General features: G+C 72.9%; 16 protein-coding genes. 9 read left to right on the top strand and 7 right to left on the bottom strand.

Annotation, left to right across the window (positions count from 1 at the left end; genetic code table 11):
- Nucleotides 1–147: 147 nt before the first annotated feature.
- From AB0K65_RS12400 to AB0K65_RS12385, 4 genes are all read right to left on the bottom strand, one after another.
- The gene (locus AB0K65_RS12400) at nucleotides 148–1107 is read right to left on the bottom strand and encodes an NAD(P)H-binding protein (protein ID WP_365715755.1); all 960 of its coding nucleotides are present in this window, start codon (nucleotides 1105–1107) and stop codon (nucleotides 148–150) included.
- Between the two features lie 301 nt (nucleotides 1108–1408).
- Nucleotides 1409–3067 (bottom strand): catalase, encoded by a 1659-nt coding sequence (locus tag AB0K65_RS12395; protein ID WP_365715754.1) that lies wholly within the window; start codon nucleotides 3065–3067, stop codon nucleotides 1409–1411.
- 309 nt (nucleotides 3068–3376) lie between these two features.
- The gene (locus tag AB0K65_RS12390; RefSeq protein WP_365715753.1) at nucleotides 3377–4084 is read right to left on the bottom strand and encodes a helix-turn-helix transcriptional regulator; all 708 of its coding nucleotides are present in this window, start codon (nucleotides 4082–4084) and stop codon (nucleotides 3377–3379) included.
- 59 nt (nucleotides 4085–4143) lie between these two features.
- Complete coding sequence (locus AB0K65_RS12385) at nucleotides 4144–5763, bottom strand: nucleobase:cation symporter-2 family protein (protein WP_365715752.1); 1620 nt, start codon at nucleotides 5761–5763, stop codon at nucleotides 4144–4146.
- A gap of 704 nt (nucleotides 5764–6467) precedes the next feature.
- Between AB0K65_RS12385 and AB0K65_RS12380 the strand changes: the two genes are divergently transcribed.
- Genes AB0K65_RS12380 through AB0K65_RS12370 form a run of 3 tightly spaced genes read left to right on the top strand, consistent with a single transcriptional unit; the run spans nucleotide 6468 to nucleotide 10059 of the window.
- Nucleotides 6468–7868 (top strand): uracil-xanthine permease family protein, encoded by a 1401-nt coding sequence (locus AB0K65_RS12380; protein ID WP_365715751.1) that lies wholly within the window; start codon nucleotides 6468–6470, stop codon nucleotides 7866–7868.
- Complete coding sequence (locus tag AB0K65_RS12375) at nucleotides 7865–9352, top strand: amidohydrolase family protein (protein WP_365715750.1); 1488 nt, start codon at nucleotides 7865–7867, stop codon at nucleotides 9350–9352. Before AB0K65_RS12380 ends, AB0K65_RS12375 begins: the two co-directional genes overlap by 4 nt.
- On the top strand, nucleotides 9349–10059 hold the full coding sequence (locus AB0K65_RS12370) for a sulfite exporter TauE/SafE family protein (protein ID WP_365715749.1): 711 nt from the start codon (nucleotides 9349–9351) through the stop codon (nucleotides 10057–10059). Before AB0K65_RS12375 ends, AB0K65_RS12370 begins: the two co-directional genes overlap by 4 nt.
- Here AB0K65_RS12370 and AB0K65_RS12365 read toward each other — a convergent pair.
- Nucleotides 10043–11086 (bottom strand): substrate-binding domain-containing protein, encoded by a 1044-nt coding sequence (locus AB0K65_RS12365; RefSeq protein WP_365715748.1) that lies wholly within the window; start codon nucleotides 11084–11086, stop codon nucleotides 10043–10045. The genes AB0K65_RS12370 and AB0K65_RS12365 overlap by 17 nt on opposite strands.
- 180 nt (nucleotides 11087–11266) lie before the next feature.
- Here AB0K65_RS12365 and AB0K65_RS12360 point away from each other — a divergent pair, with 180 nt between their 5' ends.
- The 5 genes from AB0K65_RS12360 to AB0K65_RS12340 all read left to right on the top strand — a co-directional run bounded on the left by AB0K65_RS12360 (nucleotide 11267) and on the right by AB0K65_RS12340 (nucleotide 15955).
- Nucleotides 11267–12028: a MerR family transcriptional regulator gene (locus tag AB0K65_RS12360; protein ID WP_365715747.1), complete on the top strand. Its 762-nt coding sequence runs from the start codon at nucleotides 11267–11269 to the stop codon at nucleotides 12026–12028.
- Nucleotides 12029–12199: 171 nt separating this feature from the next.
- Nucleotides 12200–12835, top strand: coding sequence for a DUF6230 family protein (locus tag AB0K65_RS12355; protein WP_365715745.1), 636 nt, complete (start codon nucleotides 12200–12202; stop codon nucleotides 12833–12835).
- Nucleotides 12826–13383: a DUF6114 domain-containing protein gene (locus AB0K65_RS12350; protein WP_365715744.1), complete on the top strand. Its 558-nt coding sequence runs from the start codon at nucleotides 12826–12828 to the stop codon at nucleotides 13381–13383. Before AB0K65_RS12355 ends, AB0K65_RS12350 begins: the two co-directional genes overlap by 10 nt.
- Nucleotides 13380–14042 carry a hypothetical protein gene (locus AB0K65_RS12345; protein ID WP_365715743.1) on the top strand — a complete coding sequence of 221 codons (663 nt, stop codon included), beginning with the start codon at nucleotides 13380–13382 and terminating at the stop codon, nucleotides 14040–14042. The genes AB0K65_RS12350 and AB0K65_RS12345 overlap by 4 nt, the downstream gene beginning before the upstream one ends.
- A 245-nt stretch (nucleotides 14043–14287) precedes the next feature.
- Nucleotides 14288–15955 carry an FAD-dependent monooxygenase gene (locus AB0K65_RS12340; protein WP_365715742.1) on the top strand — a complete coding sequence of 556 codons (1668 nt, stop codon included), beginning with the start codon at nucleotides 14288–14290 and terminating at the stop codon, nucleotides 15953–15955.
- Between the two features lie 82 nt (nucleotides 15956–16037).
- Here the strand turns inward: AB0K65_RS12340 and AB0K65_RS12335 are convergent, their stop codons facing one another.
- The gene (locus AB0K65_RS12335) at nucleotides 16038–17213 is read right to left on the bottom strand and encodes an AI-2E family transporter (RefSeq protein WP_365715741.1); all 1176 of its coding nucleotides are present in this window, start codon (nucleotides 17211–17213) and stop codon (nucleotides 16038–16040) included.
- 161 nt (nucleotides 17214–17374) lie between these two features.
- On the opposite strand from AB0K65_RS12335, the gene AB0K65_RS12330 reads away from it, so the two are divergent.
- Nucleotides 17375–18229: a DMT family transporter gene (locus AB0K65_RS12330; protein ID WP_365715740.1), complete on the top strand. Its 855-nt coding sequence runs from the start codon at nucleotides 17375–17377 to the stop codon at nucleotides 18227–18229.
- Nucleotides 18230–18238: 9 nt separating this feature from the next.
- Here AB0K65_RS12330 and AB0K65_RS12325 read toward each other — a convergent pair whose 3' ends face one another.
- Entirely contained in the window at nucleotides 18239–19636 is a 1398-nt protein-coding gene (locus tag AB0K65_RS12325) for an FAD-dependent oxidoreductase (RefSeq protein ID WP_365715793.1), read from the bottom strand.
- Nucleotides 19637–19659: the final 23 nt, after the last annotated feature.

Here is a 19659-nt window from a genome sequence, read left to right as displayed (position 1 = left end):
TGCCCTGTGCCCGGCCCGGTCGCGAGCCCTGGCGGATTCCGGCTGGACGAGCGCCTCGGTGCGGTTCTCGGTTCGGGGTGACGTCCTGTGTCAACGGCCTCGAAGGGTGGAAGGCCCCGCGGGACAAGGTGCTCGGCACCGGTGAGGTCAGCGAAACGAGTCGATGTTCTCGCTCACCCAGTCATCGAAGGTGCGCGGTGGGCGGCCGATGATGTCGCGCACGGACGGCCGTTGGTCGAGTGTCCACTGAAGGAGTTCGGCGAAGCGGGCGCCGTACTCTTCGAGTGCGTACAGCGTCACGTCGATCGCACCGTCCGGCCAGCCACGACGTCGCCAGTTCGCCCGGCTCTCGTCCGCCGCCAGATCGACCGTGCCGATGTCGCGGCCAAGAGCGGCGGCGATGCTCTTGATCCGTGAACGCGTGCTCAGCGGCGGGCCCACGGCCTCGACGACCGTCCCGGTGTGATCGTCGCGGAGGAGGGCCGCGGCCACGACGGCGGCGAGGTCCTCCTCGTGGATGAAGGGGTAGTGACCCTGGTCGAGGAACGCCTCGCGGACCACCCCGTCGGCGCGGACGGTTTCAGGCCAGTCCGACCCTGTCGCCGGGTAGGTGCCCTCGATGACGGCACCCATCACAGCCGACGGCCGGATGTGCGTCCAGGCGAGGCCCGAGTGCTCCACCGCCTTCTCGATCGCCAGCCAGAACCAGGTCTCCGGCGGATTCGCCTCTTCGTACTCCGGCCCGTGAGACGACAACAGAACGACCTTACGGGCGGCAGCGTTTCGCGCCAGGGTGAGGGCGTCCTGGACCGTCGACGGATGAGCACCGGCGAGGAACACGGCCTCGACACCGTCGAAGGCCCGGGCACACTCCAGCGGCCGGGTGATGGAACCTTCCACGACGTGGACGGTGTCAGGCCAGCCACCGCACTGGTCCGGCTCGGCCATCACCCGCACACGCCGTCCCGTCGCGAGCAGTTGTCGGGCCAGACACCGGCCGACGATCCCGGTCGGGCTGTTGCCCTCGTCTCTGCGCGGGGCGACGACGGTCAGCAGGCAGATGCCTTCGGTCGCGGGCGTCTTCTCATGCTGCTCGAACCTGTCCACGGCAAGACCTTTCCACGCGTGAGCGGAGATCTTGCACCGAGCCCGGCCCGGGGCGCCGGACGGCCTCTGCCGTGCCCCACGGCCGCAGTCCACGGCTGCGGATCGAGGCCGGCGAGTCTATCAGGACGCAGATGGCGATGCCCCGCCGACCGCGCCACCCATGTCACCGCGGAGGCGCGCTGGTCGGCGGGGCGTTCCGGCGGAGGCCCCTCCGGGACGCGGTGGAGGCGGCGCGTCCCGGCGCGGGAGCGGGCCCCGGCCGCCGCCTCGCGGCCGGGGCCCGTGCGGGCGGGCGTCGGCGTCAACGGGTGACGACGTGCCGTTCGTCCGGGACGCAGTGCGTCATGGTGAGGCCCTCGACATCGCGCGGCGGATTGCTGCCGAGGTTCTCCAGGCGCTTGCGGTCGTCGTCCGTCAGGGTCTGACCGGCGAGCGGCTCCAGGTGGGAGACGTCGGACGGGCCGATGCCGAGACCTTCGCCGACGCGCAGGCCCAGCTCGTTCTCCACCAGGAGGAAGTGCCACACCATGCGCTCCTGCACGGCACGGTCGCACTGGGAGATCAGCGAGACGAAGTTGTGCACGAGGTCGTCCCGCTCCCAGTCCTCCATCAGCTGGTAGCGCTGGCCGGCCTGCTGGTAGTCGTTGGTCCGCGGGATGCGCTTGCGTGTGAGGCGCCCGTGGATCTCGGGCCCCTGCTCGTCATGCGTCGGGTACTGGCCCTCCCGCAGGCCACCGGTGATCGACGGTTCGTAGTTGACCTCCGGGTTCTCCCCCCGGCCGTCGACGTGGTACGCCATGAAGCCGTCGCGCTGGTTGGTGCGCACGTCGGCGTTCTTGGCCTGGTTGACGGGCAGCTGGAGGTAGTTCGGCCCGACGCGGTAGCGCTGGGTGTCGCTGTAGGAGAAGGTGCGCCCGACCAGCATCTTGTCGTCCGAGAAGTCCAGACCGTCGACCAGGACACCCGTGCCGAAGGCGATCTGGTCGTTCTCGGCGAAGTAGTTGTCCACCGTGCGGTCGAGCACCATCCGGCCGACCGGCTTGGGCGGGAAGTCCTGCTCGGGCCAGGTCTTGGTGTCGTCGAGCGGGTCGAAGTCCAGCTCGGGGTGGTCGTGGTCCTCCATGATCTGGACCAGCAGCTCCCACTCGGGGTGGTCACCGCGGCGGATCGCCTCGTACAGGTCCTTCGTGGCGTGGCCGAGGTTCTCCGCCTGGACGTTGGCGGCGTCCTCCTCGGTCATGCTGCGGACGCCCTGTTTCGGCATCCAGTGGTACTTGACCAGGACGGTCTTGCCCTCGGCGTCGACCCACTTGTACGTGTTGACGCCGAAGCCCTGCATGTGCCGGTAGTCGGCCGGGATGCCACGGGGGCTGAAGAGGTTCACCAGCATGTGCATGGACTCGGGCGTCTGCGACATGAAGTCGAAGATCCGCGCGGGCTTCTGCTCGTGCGAGACGGGGTCCGGCTTCAGGGCGTGGATCACGTCGGGGAACTTCACGGCGTCCCGGATGAAGAAGACGCCGAGGTTGTTGCCGACCAGGTCCCAGTTGCCGTCCTCGGTGTAGAACTTCACGGCGAAGCCCCGGGGGTCGCGGGCGGCCTCGGAGGAGTCGCGTCCGCCGATGACGGTGGAGAAGCGGACCGCCACGTCCGTGCGCTTGCCGCGCTCCTGGAACAGCTTGGCCCGGGTGAAGCGGCTGATCGGCTCGTCGCCCCAGGCTCCGTACGCCTCGAAGTAGCCGTACGTGGTCACGCCGCGGGCGTGCACCACCCGCTCGGGGATGCGCTCCCGGTCGAAGTGGCTGATCTTGTCCAGGAAGTGGTAGTTCTCCAGGGTGGCCGGGCCCCGGGCGCCGACCGTGCGCTGGTTCTGGTTGTCGTAGATCGGATGACCCTGGCGGTCGGTGAGGACCGGGCGGTCGTCGTCGGGCGGGGATCCCATGCTTGATACGTCAGTCACGGCCGGCTCCTTCGAAAGGTTGCGCGTGGCAGCGGCGCCGCCTCGGCGCACGGCCGACCGGCGCGGCAGCCTCCTGGTACCCGCACTATCGATCCTCACTCAGTCGTGGACTGTTCGCACGCGCTGTCGCCTCGGGCGGGAACCACTCTCCCGTGGCGCCCGGGGGGCCGTACGGGCGTCGTCCCGACGGACCAGTCCCGCACCCGGCCCCCTCCGGCGCCACGTGTACGCAGGGTCACCCCCCTTCGCGTACGGTGGCCGCCAACCGGCCGTCCGGCGGGGTCTCGGCACGCGCGGCGAATGCCCGGCTCAGGACGGAGGCGGCCCGGTGCCGTGGCCGACGAGGTGCAGGAAGCGGTCCGGCAGGGCGCGCAGCCAGCCCGCGCGCTCGGTGGCGATCTCCTTCAGCCGGGCGTCGTCGCTGCGGGCGACGAGATGTCCCCGGTAGCGCTCGCCGAAGCGGGCGTACTCCTGGTGCAGGGTGCGCAGCGCCCGCGCGACGCCGCGCTCGGGTGCGTCGACGAGCCGGGCGAGGGAGGCGGTGTGCTGTTTCCACCGGCCTTCGACGGCCTGGCGCAGGAGTCCGTCGAGTTCGCCGGCCCGTCCGATGACGCGGACCAGCTCGTCCGGTTCAAGGCCGAGAGCGTCGGCGAGCAGCACGGTCTGGACGTCGGTACCGCTCCACCGGTGGTCGGCCTCGGTACGGACGTAGTCGGGGACGGGCATGCCGATGCGCAGCGCCAGCCGCTCGGCGCTGAGACCCCTGGCCAGCCGGTGTTCGCGCAGGGACCGCGGCCGCAGGGCCATGAGCGTGGGCACGGGGCACCAGAGCGCGTCGGCCAGCGCGAAGAGTTCTCCCTCCGAAGGTGCCACCGCCCCGGACTCCCAGGCCGTGACGGCGTCCACCGGGCGGCGCACCCCGAGCTGCGCCAGGGCGGCGGTGACCTGTTCGGGCGTCAGGCCGATGCGGAGACGGGCGGCCCGGGCCTGGGCGGGCGAGAAAGGAGGGTGGGACACGGGCGGATCCTCGGGGGGACGGCTCCGCAGGCGGGGGGCCTACCGGAGCGGGGGGCGGGTCAGCGGGCCGATGCGCTCTGCGGATCCGTTCCGTCGTCGTACGGCGCGCGTCCGCCGCGGTACGGGACATGGCCCCCGCCATGGCCGGCGCGTCCGCCGCCGTACGGGGCATGGCGGTCGCCGCGGCCCGCCCGGCCGTCGCCGTACTCCCTACCGCCGTCGCCGTCGCCGTAGGCGGACCGGCCGTCGCCGTGCCCCCCGCCGTCGCCGTACGCGGACCGGCCGTCGCCGTACGGGGCGAGGCCGTCGATCCCTTCGTCGTCCGTCGGCCGGCTCTCGTCGTACGCGGCGAGGCCGTCCCAGTCGATGTCCTCCTTGCCGCGCCGGTTCTCGAAGACGTGGAAGCACAGGTTGAGCAGGACCGCCGTCAGCGTGCCGAGGGTGATGCCGCTGCCGAGGACGGCCCGCACCTCGGTGGGCATGCGCTCGAAGAACGGCGGGACGGCCGTCGGGAGCATCGCGGCGCCGAGGCTGACGGCCAGGATGAGGGCGTTGCGCTCCTCCCGCAGGTCGACCTTGGTGAGGATCTGTATGCCGACGGAGGCGACCATGCCGAACATCGCGACGGCGGCGGCGCCGAGCACGGGGTGCGGGACGGATGCCACGACGGCGCCGGCCTTGGGGACCAGGCCGAGGAGGATCATGAAGACACCGGCGGCGACCACGACGAACCGGCTGGTGACGCGGGAGATCCTGACGAGACCGATGTTCTCCGCGAAGGCGACGTACGGGAAGGAGTTGAAGACGCCCCCGAGCACGGTGGCGACGCCGTCGGCCCGCAGCGCGCGGCTGACCGTCTCGCCGTCGACCTTCCGCCCGGTGATCTCGCCCATGGCGTACACGTCCCCGGTGGTCTCGACCATGGTGATCAGCATGACGACGACCATCGCCAGCATCGGGAAGACCGAGAAGGTGGGCAGGCCGTAGTGGAAGGGTGTACTGACCCCGATCCAGTCGGCCTGGTCGACCGCGCCGAGGTCCGCGTCGCCGAGCAGCCAGGCGACGGCGGTGCCGCCCACCAGGCCGAGCAGCACCGCGATGCTGCGCAGGAACGGGCCGCCGAAGCGGATCACGAGCAGGATGAGGAGAAGGGTCCCGCCGGCGTACGCGAGGTGGGCGGGCGCCCCGAAGTGCGGCCCGTCGACCAGCCCCGAGCCTCCGCCGACGTCCCGGAGCGCCACGGGTATGAGGACGATGCCGATGACCGTGAGGAGCGTCCCGGTGACGATCGGCGGGAAGTACGCGGTCAGCTTCCCGGCGAAGGGAGCGAGGAGGAAGGCGGCGAGACCGGCGGTGATCACGGCGCCGTAGACCACGAGCAGTCCGGCGGTGCCGCCGCCCGCGCCCTGCCCGATGGCGATCATGGGGGAGACGGCCGTGAAGGTCGCGCCCTGGACGAGCGGCAGCCGGGCACCGATCCGCCAGAAGCCCCAGGCCTGGATGATGGTGGCGATGCCGGCCGTGACCAGGTCGGCGTTGATGAGGTAGACGAGTTCCTGCCGCGAGAGCCCGAGACTGCTGCCGAGGATCACCGGCACGAGCACGGCACCGGCGTAGAACGCCAGGACGTGCTGGAATCCGTAGAGCGCGAGGGTGGGGAGCGGGAGGACCTCGTCCACCGGGTGCGCGGTGGTGGGGGGTCGTCGGCGTGCGGCCGGTGGTGCCATCTCTGCCTTGCCTTGAGGTAGGTGAACGAGAAGGGGCGCGACGCCGGGGCGCGCCGAAGCGGGGGGCGCGGGGCCGGCGGTTCGCCGAGAGCGGGGAAGCCTCGAAGGGGGCGTACGGGCGGCCGCGCGGATCAGGCGGTGCACCGGCTGGCGGCACGGGGTTGCCGGTGCGCGGCCAGGCGTCCAGACGTGGAGGCGTGAAGGGCCGGGCGAAGGCCCGGACCGGGAACAGATCCTTACGGACGGACACGACACGACGCAAGGCCCTCGACCGCACTTCTTGAAGCAGAACCCTTCGGTAACCTACCAATCGATGGCCAAGGGGCCATGGAGGTGCGGATTTCGTTGCCCTGACCTGAGGCTCCGTCAGTCGATGGACCACTGGGCCTCGACGGCCGGCCGCCCCTTGGTCCACCCGTGGCCGAGCGTCCGTACAGCCCTCCCGCAGGAAGGGAACCCCGGTGCGGGAACCCCGGCTCCGGACCCCGCCATGGGGACCCGACCACCGCAGCCCGTCACAGGCCGGACCCTTGACGGTTGCCGTCCGCCCTCCCATACTGACGGCCAAATCGATTTGGCCAAATCGATTTGGCTCCCCGTCCAGGGCCGGATCGCGGCTGAACCAGAACGTGTCGAACGCCGATCGGAGCTCGAACGTGTCCAGTCCCCGCCAGACCCTTTCCGGTACGGAACCCTCACCGACGCCGGAGCCCACCGACCCCGCCCCCGTCCACCCGGTCGACGAGTCCCGCCCCTGGGGCCGGATCCTGCTCTTCGGGATCCAGCACGTCCTCGTCATGGCCGCCACACCGATATCGGCGATCTTCCTGATGAGCGCCGTCCTCCGGCTCGATCCCGGTCTGACGGTCGACCTGCTCTCCGCGGCCTTCGTGCTCTCCGGCGCCGGATCCCTGGTCCAGTCGCTCGGGCCATGGAAGTTCGGACCCCGGCTGCCCTTCGTGATGCTGCCGGGCGGCGCGCCGCTCATCCTCTTCCTCGCCATCGCCGAACAGCACGGGTTGCGCACGGCGACCGGCGCGGTCATCCTCACCGCGCTCTTCGTCTTCGTCGTGCTGCCCCTCTTCTCACGGCTCCTCGCCTTCTTCCCGGCCCTCGTCATCGGCACGATGATCGTCATCGTCGGGGTCAACCTGGTGAAGGTCGGCGCCGTCCTGGTCACCGGACGCCCCGGCGAGCCGGGCTTCGCCGACCCCTCCGACCTCCTCCTCGGCATGGCGACGATCGGCTTCACGGTCGTCTTCTACCTGCTGTTCACCGGCGTGCTGCGTCAGCTCGCCGTCATGCTGGGGCTCCTCGCCGGCACCGTGCTGGCCGCCCTCCTCGGGCACATGGACCTGGCACGCGCCGCCGACGGCGGCCTCGTCAGCCTGCCGCAGCTGATGCCGTTCGGTTCACCGCAGTTCAACCTCCTCGCCGCCCTGCCGCTGATGCTCTACAGCCTCGCCTCGATGGCGGAGGCCACCGGCCAGACCGTCATCAACGCCGAGGCCGTCGGCAAGGACATCGACCGGCGCACCGCCGTCCCCCAGACCATCCGGGGGGACGCGCTCACCTCCCTCTTCGGCGGATTCTTCGGCCTGCCGCTGATGGTGACGAGCGGTGAGAACATCGGGATCGTCCGCGTCACCGGGGTCCGCAGCCGTTACGTCACCGCCGCGGCCGGTGTGGTCCTGATCGCCATCGGCTTCCTCGCCCCGGTGACCCGAGCCATCAGCGTCATCCCGTCGGCGGTCATCGGCGGCACCGCCATGGTCGTCTTCGCGGTCATCACGGTGCTCGGCGTGCAGATGCTCGGCCGCTCCGACCTCGACGCCCACACCCACACGTTCGTCTGCGCCGTCGCCCTCGCCCTCGGCCTGCTGCCCATCCTCATCCCGGGCGTGTACGCGGGCTTCTCGCCGAACCTCCGCATCCTCCTGGAGAGCGGGGTCGCCGTCGGGGCGTGCGTCGCCGCGGTGCTCAACATCCTCTTCCACCACGTCCGGCCGGGCATCGCCGCCCGTCTGACCACCCGCCGTACGGAAAGTGACCGATGAACCAGCTCACCCGCGAGCTCCTCGAAGGGCCCGGCCCGCTCCTGCTCGTACCGGACGCCGTCCTGCTGCCCGAAGGGCCGGCCGACGACACCGCGGTCGTCGTCGCCGACGGCTCGTTCCGGACCGTCGGCCCCGCGGCGGAGGTGCGCCGCGCGCATCCGCGGCTCGGCGCCGTACGGCTGCCCGGCCATCTGCTGATGCCCGGCTTCGTCGACGCCCACCACCACCTGACCCAGAGCTTCGGATCCGCGCTCGCCTTCGGCGAGCCCTCGGAGATCTTCCGGCGGGTCTGGGTGCCGCTGGAGGGCGCGCTGGACGAGGAAGCGGCCTACACGGCGGCCAAGCTGGCGGCGCTCGAGGCGCTGCGCGGCGGGTTCACCACCGTCGCCGACGCCGGAACGCGGGCCGCGGTGGACGTCGACGTGGTCGCCTCGGCCGCACGGGACGCCGGGATCCGCTGCGTCCTCGGTCGCGTCGCCAACGACGCGGACGGCACCGCGCAGGACGGCCGGTCGGCCCTCGCCGACGCGGAGAAGCACCTCGCCCGCTACGACGGCGACCCGCTCGTCCACCCCTCCCTCGCCGTCTCCATCCCCGAGGCGGCGACCCCGGCGACCCTGCGGGGCGTCGCCCGCCTCGCGGGTGAGGCGGGGGCCACGCTGCAGATCCACCTCAACGAACATCTGGCGGGCGTGGAGCGCTCCTTGGTCCGGCACGGCCTGCGCCCACTGGAGTACCTGCACGACCTCGGCGCGCTCGGCCCCCATCTGCTCGCCGCGCACGCCACGCTGCTCACCCCCCGCGAGCTGACGCTGCTCGCCGACACCGGGACCGCCGTCAGCTACAACCCGGTGGCCAGCGCCTGGAAGGGCAACGCCGTCGCCCCCGCCCTGACGATGGCCGAGCGGGGCATCCGCTTCGGCCTCGGCACCGACGGGACCCGTGGTGACGGGTTCCGCCTCACGGAGGCGGCCGAGTTCGCCCAGCGGATCGCGTACGGCCTCGCCACCGGCGACTCGTCGTGCGGCGCCGGCTGGACCTGGCTGGAGGCCGCCACCCGGGGCGGCGCCGACGCGGTCGGCCTCGGCGCGAGGACCGGCACCGTCGCGGCGGGCCTGGCTGCCGACTTCCTCCTCGTCGACGTCACCACCCCCGAACTCGCCCTCTCCTGGGACGTTCCGTGGGAGCTGGTGCGCCGGGGCAACCGGGACCAGATCACGGCGGTGTTCGTCGGGGGCCGCCTGCGGCTGTGGCACGGCCGGCCCTCCGCCTGGGACGGTCCTGCGCTGGTCCGCCGGGCCGCCGAACTGGCCCGCGCGGCGGTGGGGCGGGCCCCGGTCACCCGCGTGCACCCCACCTCCACGGCGGCTCGCGGGGCGTCCACCGCGGCCCGGCGCGGATCCACGGCACCCGCCGAGGCCGGAGCCGGAGCCGGGACCCAGCCCGTGTCGAGGCCGGCTCCCGGACGGAGCGCCGCACGGTGAGTGCCGACACCCTGGCCGTCCTCGCCCTCACCGTGGCCGTCGCCGCGTTCGTGCAGGGCGGCAGCGGGCTCGGCTTCGCCCTGATCGTCGCGCCCGTGGCCGGGATCCTGGACCCCGGCCTGCTCCCCGTGTTCGTCCTGGCGTCGATGATCCCGCTCAACCTGTACGTCGCCTGGCGCGAGCGGGCCTCGCTCGATCTGCGCGGAGCCGGCTGGATCACCGCCGCGCGGCTCGCCGCCACCCCCGGCGGGCTGGCGCTGCTCTGGATGATCCCGGACCGCAGCCTCGGCCTCTTCGTGGGCGGCGCCACCGTCCTGGCGGCGGTGGTCAGTCTCGCCGCCCCCGCCTTCACCCCCGGCAGGGCCGCCTATCTCGGCGCGGGTGCGGTGACGGGCCTGACGGAGACGGCCACCGGCGTCGGCGGGCCCCCGCTGGCCCTGGTCTACCAGCACCGGCCGCCCGCGGAGCTGCGCTCCACCGTCGCCGCCTGCTTCCTCGTCGGCGAAGTCGCCTCCCTGGCCCTGCTGTTCGCCACGGGGAAGGGACATCCGGCGGACCTGGGCTGGGCGATGGCGCTGGCGCCCGCCATCGCCCTCGGGGCGTGGTCGAGCCGTCTGGTGCACGACAGGCTGAACGCCTCCCGGATGCGCGTCTTCGTGCTCGGCTTCGCGCTGGTCTCCGGGCTGGTCCTCATGCTGGGGCTGTGACCCGCAGCGACGACGCCCGCGGGATCACCCGCGGCTCGGGCGAGGTGACCACCGCACCGGTGGTCACCTCGCCGCGCAGCCGTCCGAGGAGCAGCTCCACCGCGTCGGAGGCCGCGCGGTCCAGGTGGAGGTCGACGGCGGTGAGGGGCGGTTCGCAGGTCCGGGCGCGCAGTCCGTCGTACCGGGTGACCACCATGACGTCGTCCGGTACCGCGCGCCCGCTGTCCCGGATGGCCCGGACGGCGCCGACGGCGAAGGCGTCCACCAGCGCGCACACGGCGTCGATCCCGGGGTGCCGGGCGAGCAGCTCGGCGCAGCGGTCGTAGCCGGCCTGTTCGCCGCCCGCCTCCGGGGCGGTCGCGACGAGCGGCTCCCAGCCGTGTTCCCCGGCGAGCCGCTCGTAGGCGGCGCGCGCGTCGACCGACGAGTGGCGCTCCCCGTCGCCGATGATCAGCGCGGGCCGGGCGGCGCCCTGCTCGCGCAGATGAGTGAGGAGCAGCTCGGCGACGAGCCGGCCGTGCAGGTCGACGTACGGCGCCGGCTCCTCGGGGGAGACGGGCCGGCCGAGGGTCACGTACGGCAGGCCGCGCTCGGTGAGGTGGGCCGCCGCCGCGTCGTGCACGTCCGGTTCCACGACGATGGCCCCGTCGATGTCGACGGAGTTCAGGCCGGATCCGGAGCGGACGGGCGGCACGAGGACGAGGGCGTAGCCGTGCATCAGCGCGCTCTCGGCGGCCGCGGCGGCGATCTCCATGTAGAAGCCGAGGCGGGACGGCCCGGCGGCCACCGCGAAGGGCATGGAGGAGGCGAGGGCGATGGCCTTGGCCTGTCCGCGCCGCAGCCGCTGGGCGCGGAGGTTCGGCCGGTAGCCGAGCTCGGCGGCGACCCGCTTGATGCGCTCGCGGGTCCGGGGGTCGACCTTCCCGAGCCCGTTGAGCGCGTGGGAGACCGTCGTACGCGACACTCCGGCGGCGGCGGCGACGTCGGAGATCGTCGGTGGTCTCGAGCCGGCCCCGGATGTGGGCATGTGCCGTCGCTCCTCGCATGGGCGGAACAGGTGACGCCACCATCTTCGCCGACCCGCCCGGCGGCGGGAACTCGGCCTCCCCGCGGCCGGGACGGGGACGGCGCGAAGGAGTGGAAGGAAAGTGGACGGGGTCCGCGGACTTGGCCGAAACGAGCCCCTCCCGGCATTAGGCTCGTGGCCGTGAGCAGCGAGGCGGCGGGTGACACGGCAGTGGCGGGCGGGGCGCGGTATCGCCGGGAGGAAGTGGCCAGGGCCGCCGGGGTGAAGGTCCGCAATCTGCGCTACTACCAGGAACGGGGCCTGCTGCCCCCACCACGCAGGGAGGGCAGGATCGCCTGGTACTCCGACGAGCACCTCACGCGGCTGCGCCTGATCGACGACCTGCTCGGCCGCGGCTACACCGTGAACGGCATAGCCGAACTTCTGGCCGCATGGGAACAGGGTGGCGGCATCGCGCAACTCCTCGGCGTGGAGCGGGAGTTGACTCGTGACTGGGCACAGGAGGAGCCCGTCACGATGACCCTGGCCGAGCTGCGGGAGATGTTCGGCACGGCGGCGACCTCCCAGGACACCCGGCGGGCCGCCGCGCTGGAGTACGTACGGGTCGAGGGGGACACGGTCACGTTCCCGAGCCGGCGACTCCTCGAGGCGACGCTCACACTGGTGCGGCGGGGGCTGCCGCTGGCCGAGATCCTGGACGCGGGGGACTTCGTGCAGACCCAGGCGGCGGCGGTCGCGGACCGGTTCGTCGACCTGTTCCGGCGGCACGTGATCGGCACGGACGGCCTGGAGCGGCTTTCGGCCTCCCAGTTGGATCACATCGCGGAGGCCGCCGCGGCCCTGCGCCCGGTGGCGGGTGAGGTCGTGGCCACGGAGTTCGCCCGGGCGATGGCGCGCAGGGTGGAAGCGGAGGTCGCCGCTCTGCTGCGTACGGAGCAGTAGGACTTGTCCGAAAGGGCACTCTCCCACAACCTTGCCAACCACCATTGGCACTCTTACATTCGTCTCCACGGTCATACCGGCGAGTAACGAATGCTCGGAGCCGGATCGCACCGGTCGGGCCGTCTCACAGCACCCCACCCGCCCCACCCCACTCATCCAAGGGGATCCGTCATGGGACACGACGCGAACGACGTAAACCACTTAGAGGCCGCGGAGGACGGCCGGGTGAGATGGCGGCGCTTCGCCGTCCTGACGATCCCGGCCGTCGCCGTCACCGCCGGTCTCGGCATCGCCCTCGCCCAGGGGGCACTGGCCGCCTCCTTCGCCGTCTCGGGCCAGCAGTTCAAGGTCTCCGCCGAGAGTCTGACCGGCACGGGCTTCGCCCAGTACGGCAGTGTGGACGTCAACGCCCGCAACGAGCTCATCCCGGTGGCGGTCACCGCCATCAAGCAGGCCGAACTCAAGAGCCTCTGCCAGTCGGTGGTCACCACGCTCCCGGTCATCGGCGACATCTCGCTCTACCTGACCGCGGGTCAGAAGGACCCGGTCGAGGCGACGAACCTCTTCGTCGACGCCACCCAGCTGTCCGGCAACGCGGCCTTCACCAACATCGAGATCGGCCGCGACGCCTCCACGCTCGACAAGGGACCGGACGACGCCCAGGGCATGCAGGACCTGTTCGCGCAGCAGGCGGACACCGTCGCCATCACCAAGCTCCGGCAGACGGCGTGGGCCACCAACGCCGGCACCTTCAAGCTCTCCGGCCTGAGCATGAACGTCAGCAAGGGCAAGAAGGAATGCTTCTGACCCGCTCGCGGACGCGGTTCCGGCGGTGGCGCCGCAGCCGGCCGTTCTGGGGCGGTCTCTTCGCCGCCCTCGCGGGGGCCGAGATCTGCGTCCTGCCGCTCGCCCCGATGAAGGTCATGCTCACCCAGGGCGTGGCGGGCATCCCGTCCGTCCTCATGGGCCTCGTGATGATCGTCCTCGGCGTCTCCGTCTGGTTCGCTCCGCACTACCGCACCCTCTCCGGGATCCTCACCACCCTCATCGCCTGCGCCGCGCTGGTGCTGTCGAACCTCGGCGGCTTCCTCGTCGGCACCCTGCTGGGCATCCTCGGCGGGGGACTCATGTTCGCCTGGCAGCCGCGCACCCCCGCGCGCGGCACGTCCGGCAGGCCCGGACGACCCTCCGGAGCCGACCGTACCGACGGAACGGACGGAACCGGCGCACCGCACGGGACCGACCGGGCCGACGGAACCGCGCGGTCCGAGGACTCCACGGACCGCACGGATCCCGCACCGCACGTCACCGCCATCCCCGCTCCACTCCCCGATCCCCAAGGAGCACAGCCATGAGCCGCACGCGCACCCTCGTCCCCCTCGCCCTCGGTCTCGCCGCCGCCGGCGCGCTGACCCTCGGCGCCGCCGCCGCGACCGCCGCGCCGTTACCCTCGGCGGCGGCCGGTTCGACCACCGTCACCCCGGCCGGCCACGCCTTCAAGGCCACGCTCAGCGGCAAGGCCACCCTCAAGGCCGGTTCGGTGACCGTGACCTGCTCGGTCTCCGTCTCCACCGGCACCGTCCCGGCCGCCCCGGGCAACCACAACCCGGCCGGCCCGGTCTCCTCGCCGATCTCCGCCCCGACGTACAGCTCCTGCACGTCCAGCATGCCGGGCGTGACCCCGACCGTCACCACCAGTGGCGCCTGGCAGGTGTCCATGCAGAACGGGGCGCCGATCACGGCGACGATGACCGTCCCGGCGGGCGGGCTCGTCGTCAAGACGACCGGACTGGCCACCTGTACGGTCGTGGCGGCGCCCACCGCCGCGGCGGCCGTCCCCGGCACCTGGGCCAACGGCGCACCGCCCAGCCTGACGTTCACCAACGCGTCGGTCCCGGTCAAGGTCACCGGCGGCTTCGGCTGCCCGACCAGCGCCACGGCGTCCACCTTCAACGCCGTCTACACGGTGGCCGACACCACCGACCCGGCCCAGCAGATCACCGTGGCTCCGTAGCCCTCGCCAGGGGCGCACCGCACGGAGCGGACGAACGACGCCGGGCGTGGGGTGCCGTACGCGGCACGCCCCGCCCGGCGTCTTCGCGCGTCCGCGGTCCGCCCGCGCCTCCGTCCCCCACGCTCCTCCCGGCTTCGGGCGGCTCCCTCCGGGGCCGGGGGCGCTCCTCGCCCTGGAGGTGCAGCGGCCCCCACCGAGCACGACCATGAGAGGGGAGGGGGGCCGCTCGTCAGGAGGCGCCGGTGATGCGTGACAGCGAAGACCACTCCACGGACGTCCTGGTCGTCGGAGCCGGACCTGTCGGGCTCACCGCGGCGGCGGAGCTGCGCAGACACGGCGCCACGGTACGGATCGTCGACCGCCTGCCCGCGAGACTGCCGTACGCGAAGGCCGTGGGCATCCAGCCCCGCACCCTGGAGGTGTGGGACCGGATGGGACTGGTGCGCGAGGCGCTGGAGGCCGCGACGCCGATGCGCGGCCAGCTCCTCTACGTCAACGGCGCCGAGGCGGGCCGGTTCGAGCTCACCCTGCCGCCCGAAGTCCCCTACGGCTTCGCGGCGCTGCCGCAGTACGAGACCGAGCGCATCCTCGAGGACCACCTGGCCCGCTTCGGGACCAGGATCGAGCGGCGCACCGAACTGGTGTCCTTCCGTCAGGACGAGACCGGAGTGACCGCCCGGCTGAACTCCCCCGCCGGTGCGGCGGGGACGGGCACGGAGGAGGTCCGGTGCCGCTACCTCGTCGGGTGCGACGGCGCGCACAGCGCCGTACGGAAGGGGCTCGGGCTCTCCTTCGAAGGGGGCGCGTTTCCGGAGGAGTACATGCTCGGCGACCTCCAGGTCGACTGGGACCTGCCGGCCGGGTACGGCGTGCGCTCCCTGCACCGTGGCGAGGACGGGGCCGTGGACGACGGGCTGGTGTGCATCCCGCTGCCGGGAGAGGGCCGCTACCGCGTGTCGATGACGGTGCCGCCCGAGCTGTCGGCCGCCCGGAAGGCGCAGGACGAGGCGGGGGGCGCGGACGGCGTGGCACACGGGCTCGAACGCGGTGAGGGACCGGCTCTCTCCGACCTCCAGGCGGTGCTCGACCGGCTGTCCCCGCGGCCCGTGACGGCGTACGGACTGCGCTGGTCGTCGGTGTTCCGGATCAGCCACCGGCTGGTGGACCGGTACGGCGAGGGGCGGGTGTTCGTCGCCGGGGACGCCGCCCACATCCATCCCCCGACCGGGGCGCAGGGCATGAACACCGGGATCCAGGACGCCTGCAACCTGGCCTGGAAGCTCGCCCTCGCCGTCGAGGGCGCCGCGCATCCCCGTCTGCTCGCGAGCTACGACGCCGAGCGCCGGCCGGTCGGCGAGGAGGTCGTCGGGCGGACCGTCCGGCACGCCGCCGAGGGGGTCCAGGCCGACCCCGAGGACCCGGCGACGCTGCTGCTGCGCGAGGCGCAGCTGCTGGTCGGCTACCGCGGCAGCCCGATCGTGGAGGGGACGGAGCCCGGCGTGGACGGCGCCTTCCCACGCGCCGGGGACCGCGCGCCGGACTGCGGCGGGCTCACGGGCCGGATCGCCGCCTATCCGTCGCGGCTGTACGACGTGCTGCGCGACCGCGGCCACGTCCTGCTGCTCTACGGGAATGCCGAGGGGATCTCCGGGCTGCGCGAACACGCCGACCGGGCGCAGCGGTCGGCGCCGGGGTGGCTGGAGGTGTGCGCCCTGGTCGCCGGGGACGGCGCGCCGGTCGAGGAGGCGGGGCTCCCCGTGTACCGCGACGCGCGGGGCGAGTTCGCGCTCCGCTACGGCGTCGGGTCCCCCACCGCCTTCCTGGTGCGGCCCGACGGATACCTGGGCGCGCGGCTCCCGCTCCCGGCCGGTGACCGGCTCGCCGCGCACCTCGCGACCGTCTTCCGCGGGTGAGGCATCCGCGGCCGGTCTTCACCGGAGGCGTGCGCGCTCGTCGTACGGGTGGGCCCCCGGCCCGCGTCCCAGGACGCACAGGTCACCGCCCGGAACTCTCGGCGGTGGCCTCGTCCGCGCCGCCCTTCCCGTCCGTGGTGTTCCCGCCGTTTCCGGTGTTCCCTGGAGGCCCGTGGCCCCCGCCGGTCCCGGCCTCCCCTCCACTGCCGGCCGTCCCGTGCCGCAGGGCGGTGTAGACCGCCCAGACGACCGACACCAGCGGCACCGCCACCACCGCGCCCACGATGCCCGCGGCGACCGAGCCGGCGATCACCGAGATGGCCACGACCAGGGGATGCAGCCGTACCGCCCAGCTCATCACCAGCGGGTGCAGCAGATGGCCCTCGATCTGCCCGATCACCACGATCAGGCCGACCACGATGGCCGCCACCAGCGGGCCCTTCGCGGCGAGGGCCACGACGGCGGCGACCGCGAGGGCGATCGGCGAGCCGATCAGCGGCACGAACGCCGCCATGAACTCCAGCAGCGCCAGCGGCACGGCCAACGGCACCCCGAGCAGCCACAGCGCGACGCCGACGAGCACGGCGTTCGTCGCGGCCACCAGGACGATGCCGTGGGTGTAGCCGGTGAAGGTCCGCCAGGCCGCGCGTCCGCCGATCTCCGTGCGGCCCCGTACGGAGCGGGGCAACTGCTGCTGGAACCACGCCCACTGACGTTCTCCCGAATGGAGGAAGAACACCGAGCTGAACAGCGCCAGCGCCACCGCCGTCAGGACCTCCACGAGCCGGGCCGCCCCGCTCATCGCCTCGCTGAGCAGGGTCGAGCGGTGACTCGACAGGAACTGTTCGAGCCGGGCCTGCACGTCGGACAGCGCGTCCGGGTTCAGCCGGAACGGCGGCTGCTCCAGCCAGTGCTCGATCCGGTCGACTCCGTCCCGGAACTCGCGGACCAGCGTCGTCCGCTCCCCCACGACGGCCTCCCCGACCAGCGCGAGGATGCCGAGGACGAGCGCGATGCCACCGAGGAGGGTCAGGGCGACCGCCACCGAGCGGGGCAGCCCCCGCGCGACGATGTCGGTGACCGGGCGCAGCAGCGCGGTGATCACCAGGCCGAGGAAGACGGCGACGCCGATCTCGTGGAAGCGCCCGAGCACGGCGAACAGGGCGTACACGAGCGTCCCGACGACCAGCAGCCGCCACGCGTACGCGGCGGCGGTGCGGAGGAACGGAACCACCGGCGAGGGTGTGCCTGGCTGCATGACCGACGAGGTACCACCCCGGAACCGCCCTCCCACGCCCCGGGGCCGACATTCCCCCGCCCACGCCCGGGCTGCGTCCGGACGGGCGAATGCCGGGCGAACCCCCGCCGAACGCCGGTGTCGGCACCGGGCCACCCGGCGGCGGCGGTGACGATCGGAGGATGGGTGTCATCCTGCCGATCGTGTTCTCGGTCTTCGCCGCGTTCAGCAACGCTCTCGCCACCGTGCTGCAGCGCCGCGCCGCGCTCACGGTCCCTCAGTCCGAGGGGTTCCGTCTCGGTCTGATCCTCGATCTGCTGCGCCGCCCGGTCTGGCTCGCGGGCATCGTGGCGGTGATCGCGGCCGGCGTCGGTCAGGCCGCCGCCCTGGCGACGGGGCCCCTGACCCTCGTCCAGCCGCTCTTCGTCCTGGAGCTGCCGCTCGCCCTGCTGATCGCGTCGCTGATGACGCGGGAGCGCCTTCCGAAGGCGCTGTGGCTGGCGGTGGCGGGGGTCGTGGCGGGGCTCGCGATCATGCTGGTGGCGGCCTCGCCCTCCGGGAACCGCACCCATGTGGCGCTGGACCGGTGGCTCCCGGCGCTCGCGGTCTGCGCCGTCGCGGTGGTGGTGCTGGCGGCGGCAGGCCTGCGCCGGCCTCCGGGGCGGGCCCGGGCCGCCTGCCTCGGCTCGGCGACCGCGATCTGCTACGCGCTCACGGCGGCCCTGATGAAGGCGTCCATGCACATCCTGGACGACGGCGGAATCTCCGCCTTCCTGACGACGTGGCAGACCTACGCGTTCTGTCTGACCGGCGTCGCCGCGCTCCTCCTCCTCGAACACGCCATGCAGGGCGGCCCTCTGGTCGCCTCCCAGCCCGCGCTCACCCTCGGCGACGCCACCATCAGCCTGATGCTCGGGATCCTGCTGTACGAGGAGCACGTCCGCGCGGGCTGGTGGCTGGTGCCGCAGCTGATGGGCGTGGCCCTGATCGTCTTCGGCGTCTTCGCCCTGGCCCGCAGCGGGGTCAGCGCGACATAAGGCGTCTCGTCACCGGAGGTTGGCTCCCTGGGCGAGGAGTTCGCTCCGGACGGCCGCGGCCGGGACGTCGCGGGGGCGCGTCCCTCCGGTCGCCGCGAGGGCCGCGCACACGCCGGCGGCCTGGCCCGTGGCCATCGAGATCGGCATGACGCGGTAGGAGGAGTGAGCCACGTGGTCGCCGGAGATGCACCGCCCGGCGACGAGGATCCGCTCCGTGTCGCGGGGCAGGAGGCAGCGCAGCGGGATGTCGTACGACTGCCCGCGCGGGAGCCGCTTGAGCGTGGTGCCGCGGCCGCTCGGGTTGTGGATGTCGACGGGGTAGGCGCCGCGCGCGACGGCGTCGTCGAACGTACGGGCGCTCAGTACGTCCTCGCCGGTCAGCCGGTACTCCCCGACGACCCGTCGGGTCTCCCTGACCCCGACCTGGACACCGCTCTGGACGACGTACGAGTCGGCGAAGCCCGGCACCCGGTCGCGCAGGAAGCGGGAGATCTGCGCCAGCTGTCGGTGGGCGGCGAACTCGGCGCGGGTGAGGTCCCAGACGCTGGTGCCGAGCACCTCGGTGACGCGGGTGGAATTGACGGCGATCTCGCCGGCGTTCGGGGTGGCGAAGAAGAGGATGTCCTCGCGGGGCAGGTCGAGCTCGCCGGCGTCGGTGGCGGCGCGGACCAGGTCCCACAGGCCGTGCACGCCCTTCCACTGGTCCGGATGGGCTCGGGCGTACGCGGTGAACTCCTCCTGGTCGAAGCGGACCATGCGGAACATCAGGGTCATGGGCTGGGTCCAGCCGTCCTCCGGGCGGCCGATCTCGTAGGCCGCCCCGGCCGCGGCGGCGATGTCGCCGTCCCCGGTGCAGTCGACGATCACGTCGGCGTCCACCACGAGCGGCCCCGACTTCGTCTCGAACACCGCCCGCGCGCGGTCGGGCAGGTGGACGACGCCGGAGGCGAAGGCGTGCAGCAGCGTGCGGACCTCGTGGGTCTCGAGGAGTTCGTAGAGCACGAGCTTGAACAGCTCCGCGTCGAACGGCACGGTGTAGCCGGTCTCGACCGAGGGGCGGATCGCCGCGCCCGCGCGCACGAGGTGGTCGAGCAGCATCCACAGCACGCCTCCGACGACCGGCTCGCCCTCGCCGTGGTCGGGCGGCAGCAGACGCGCGGAGTCTCCGCCGACGGCCTGCTTGACCTCGTTGTGGAAGCTCATCAGCGGCATCACCAGTGCCGCGGTGGCGTTGCCGCCGAGGAATCCGTACCGCTCCACGAGGGTGACCTGGGCCCCCGCGTTGGCGGCGCCGAGGGCCGCGCCGATGCCGGCCGGTCCGCCGCCGATCACGAGGACCTGGGTGGAGCCCGCGTGCAGCGCCCGGCGCGGGGGCAGATCCACGGTCCGCGGGACGCGGGGCGGCATCAGGTGGGACACGGTTCCTCCTG

The organism is Streptomyces sp. NPDC053755 (assembly GCF_040677675.1).
Lineage (GTDB): Bacteria > Actinomycetota > Actinomycetes > Streptomycetales > Streptomycetaceae > Streptomyces.
The sequence above is the reverse complement of the archived record's forward strand: the minus strand, read 5'-3'. Positions and strand labels throughout refer to the sequence as shown.

Excerpts from the sequence above, each read along its gene's own strand:
- AB0K65_RS12350 (WP_365715744.1), top strand. The coding sequence starts at position 12,826 with ATGCTTCTGACCCGCTCGCGGACGCGGTTCCGGCGGTGGCGCCGCAGC.
- AB0K65_RS12355 (WP_365715745.1), top strand. The coding sequence starts at position 12,200 with ATGGGACACGACGCGAACGACGTAAACCACTTAGAGGCCGCGGAGGAC.
- AB0K65_RS12345 (WP_365715743.1), top strand. The coding sequence starts at position 13,380 with ATGAGCCGCACGCGCACCCTCGTCCCCCTCGCCCTCGGTCTCGCCGCC.
- AB0K65_RS12365 (WP_365715748.1), bottom strand. The coding sequence starts at position 11,086 with ATGCCCACATCCGGGGCCGGCTCGAGACCACCGACGATCTCCGACGTC.
- AB0K65_RS12330 (WP_365715740.1), top strand. The coding sequence starts at position 17,375 with ATGGGTGTCATCCTGCCGATCGTGTTCTCGGTCTTCGCCGCGTTCAGC.
- AB0K65_RS12335 (WP_365715741.1), bottom strand. The coding sequence starts at position 17,213 with ATGCAGCCAGGCACACCCTCGCCGGTGGTTCCGTTCCTCCGCACCGCC.
- AB0K65_RS12325 (WP_365715793.1), bottom strand. The coding sequence starts at position 19,636 with ATGCCGCCCCGCGTCCCGCGGACCGTGGATCTGCCCCCGCGCCGGGCG.
- AB0K65_RS12340 (WP_365715742.1), top strand. The coding sequence starts at position 14,288 with ATGCGTGACAGCGAAGACCACTCCACGGACGTCCTGGTCGTCGGAGCC.
- AB0K65_RS12375 (WP_365715750.1), top strand. The coding sequence starts at position 7,865 with ATGAACCAGCTCACCCGCGAGCTCCTCGAAGGGCCCGGCCCGCTCCTG.